This is a genomic window from Plasticicumulans sp., from assembly GCF_035331805.1.
GTDB lineage: Bacteria > Pseudomonadota > Gammaproteobacteria > Competibacterales > Competibacteraceae > Plasticicumulans.
In genome coordinates, this window is record NZ_DAOLKE010000365.1 from 1 (window position 1) to 3,314 (window position 3,314).

At 70.3% G+C, this 3,314-nt stretch carries 3 protein-coding genes; all 3 read right to left on the bottom strand.

The annotated features are described in order from the left end of the window. Positions 1 to 1,082 (bottom strand): cell division protein FtsZ (ftsZ, locus tag PKE44_RS16870; protein ID WP_324553590.1); only part of this gene is annotated, 1,082 nt, incomplete at its 3' end. A gap of 142 nt (positions 1,083 to 1,224) precedes the next feature. Next, a complete protein-coding gene (gene ftsA / locus PKE44_RS16875) occupies positions 1,225 to 2,457 on the bottom strand; it encodes a cell division protein FtsA (protein WP_324553592.1) in 1,233 nt (410 codons plus the stop codon). Positions 2,458 to 2,485: 28 nt separating this feature from the next. Beyond that, on the bottom strand, positions 2,486 to 3,314 hold an 829-nt coding region (locus tag PKE44_RS16880; protein WP_324553594.1), incomplete at its 5' end, for a cell division protein FtsQ/DivIB.

Sequence of the window (3,314 nt, forward strand, 5' to 3'; positions counted from 1 at the left end):
GCCGCCACCGGCACCGGGCGTTCGCCGCCGCGTGCGACCGGACGATCGGCCGGGGCCGCGCCGGCGTTGCGGCTCGCCATCGAGCGCACCGCCAGCTGCGCGGCCGGCTGTACCGCCGCCGGCACCGAGGAGATGCCGGTCGCAACGATGGTCACGCGCAGCTCGCTGGTCATCTCCGGATCGATGACGGTGCCGATGACGACGGTCGCCTCCGGCGCGGCCAGTGCGTGGACGATCTCGCCGACCTCGTGGAACTCGCCCATGGTCAGGTCGGCGCCGGCCGTGACGTTGACCAGCAGGCCGCGGGCACCGGCCAGATCGACGCTTTCGAGCAGCGGACTCGCGATCGCGGCCTCGGCGGCCTCGCGGGCGCGGCCGTTGCCGCTGGCGCGCCCCGTGCCCATCATCGCCACGCCCATCTCCGACATCACGGTGCGCACGTCGGCGAAGTCGACGTTGATCAGGCCCGGACGCGTGATCAGTTCGGCGATGCCCTGCACGGCGCCGGCCAGCACGTCGTTGGCCGCCTTGAAGGCATCGAGCAGCGTCGCGTTCTTGCCGAGCACGGCGAGCAGCTTCTCGTTCGGGATCGTGATCAGCGAGTCGACCTCGTCGGCGAGTTCCTTGATGCCGGCGACCGCGACATCCATGCGCTTGCGGCCCTCGAACGGGAAGGGCTTGGTGACCACGGCCACGGTCAGGATGCCCATCTCGCGCGCGACCTGCGCGACCACCGGCGCGCCGCCGGTGCCGGTGCCGCCGCCCATGCCGGCGGTGATGAACACCATGTCGGCGCCTTCGAGCGCCTCGCGCACGCGCTCGCGGTCTTCCATTGCCGCCTTCTTGCCGACCTCGGGATTGGCGCCGGCGCCGAGGCCCTTGGTGATGCCGCTGCCGAGCTGGATCGCATGCGGCACCGAGTAGGTGCGCAGCGCCTGCGCGTCGGTGTTCGCGCAGTAGAAGTCGACGCCCTCGATCGTGTGGCTGGTGACCATGTGCTGCACGGCATTGCCGCCGCCGCCACCGATGCCGATGACCTTGATGATCGCTTCCTGGTGCGGTGTCTCGATGATTTCGAACATGTCTTCGTCTCCCCGATGGGCCTGACCGCCCCGTCAGGCCGGTTGCGTCCGGTCACCCGGTCCGCGCCAGCCGGCGACGCAGCAGCCTCTGCGCCACCGATGCAAAAATCACTGAAAAAACAGAAACAAAAACAGAAACAAATCAGAAATTGCCCTGGAACCACGCCTTCATGCGCGCAAACAGCCCCTGGCGGTTCTCGCGCAGCGGGCCGGTGCGCACCGGCCCGCGCGCTTCGGCACCGACCAGCAGCAGGCCGACCGCCGTCGAGCAGGCCGGATTGGCCAGCACCTCCTGCAGACCGGTGACCGCCAGCGAGGTGCCCGCGCGCACCGGCACGTGGAAGATCTCCTCGGCCAGCTCGACCGCACCGCGGATGCGCGAGCTGCCGCCGGTCAGCACGATGCCGGCGGCGAGCATGTCCTCGAAGCCGCTGCGGCGCAGTTCGGCCTGAACCAGCCCGAACAGCTCCTCGTAGCGGGCCTCGACCACCTCGGCGAGCGTCTGCATCGACAGCCGCCGCGGTGCGCGCTCGCCGACGCTCGGCACGTCGATCTCCTGATCGGCCGGCGCCAGCGCCGTCAGGCAGGTCGCGTGCTGGATCTTCAGGCTCTCGGCGAACTGCGTCGGCGTGCGGAAGGCCACGGCGATGTCGTTGGTGACCTGGTCACCGGCAATCGGGATCACTGCCGAGTGCTGGATCGCGCCGTTGACGAACACCGCGAGATCGGTCGTGCCGCCGCCGATGTCGACCAGGCAGACCCCGAGTTCGCGCTCGTCCTCGGTCAGCACCGCACGCGCCGAGGCGAGCGGCTGCAGCACGATGTCGTCGACCTCCAGCGAGCAGCGCTCGACGCACTTGACGATGTTCTGCGCGGCGCTGACCGCGCCGGTGACCATGTGCACGCGCGCCTCCAGGCGCACGCCGGACATGCCGATCGGCTCGCGGATGCCTTCCTGGTGATCGATCAGGAACTCCTGCGCGAGGATGTGCAGGACCTTCTGATCGGTCGGGATCGCGACGGCGCCGGCGGCCTCGATGACGCGATCGATGTCCTCCTGCGTCACTTCCTTGTCGCGGATCGGCACGATGCCGTGCGAGTTCAGGCTGCGGATGTGGCTGCCGGCGATGCCGGTGTGCACGGAGTGGATCTGGCAGCCGGCGGTGCGCTCGGCTTCCTCGATCGCGTGCTGGATCGACTGCACGGTCGACTCGATGTTGACGACGACGCCCTTCTTCAGGCCGCGCGACGGATGCATGCCGACGCCGATGACCTCCATCGAGCCATCCGCCGCGGCCTCACCGACCAGCGCCACGACCTTGGACGTGCCGATGTCGAGGCCGACCACCATTTTCTTTTCGTTCTTGCGCGACATAAAAGGATGCGTTCCCGGTTTCCGGCGATCAGCCGGCTTCGTGCCCGGTGAAGACCCGATCCTCGCTGCGCGCCGTGGCCGGCGCGGTGGCGATCGGGGCTCCCCGGGTTCTGCCATGGGTGCCGGGCTCCGCGGACGGCGCCTTCCAGCGCACCGCGAAACCGTTCAGGTACCGGAGATCCACCCCGGCGATGCGTTCGGCCTGGGCAGCCAGCACGCGCGGCCAGACCTCGATGAAGCGGGCGAGGCGCTCGGCATAGGCCTCGCGGCCGAGCCGCAGCTCCAGCCCGGTGTCGAGGGTCAGCGTCCAGGCGCCGCGCGCATCCTGCTGCACGCGCACGACCTTGAGCCCCAGCGGTGCCAGCGCACGGCCGGTGTCGCCGTAGACGCGCATCAGCAGCGCCTCGTGTCCGTCGGGCGCGTCGAAGTTCGGCCACTCGTGCGGCTCGCGGATCTTCTGCGGCCGGAAGCGCGCGGCCCCGGTGTCGATCATCTCGTCCCTGCCCCAGTGCGCGAACGGCACGCGCTCGACGAAGCGCACCTCGACGGTGTCCGGCCAGCGGCGGCTGACCGCGACCGACTGCACCCAGGGGTTGTCGGCGAAGGCCGCGTGCAGGCTGCCCATGTCGAGGCGAAAGAAGTTGCGGCCGAGGTAGGGGCGCACGGCGGCCTCGGCATCCTCGGGGCCGAGGTTGCGCAGGTCGCCGTCGACGTGGACCTGGCGCAGCGGAAATTCGCCCTCGCGCAGCATCCAGTCGACGCCGCGCCAGCCACCCCAGGCGATGCCGCCGAGCGCGAGCAGCGTGCCGCAGAAGCGCAGCGTGCGGCCGACCCACGGCGACAGCGGGGCCGCCCCG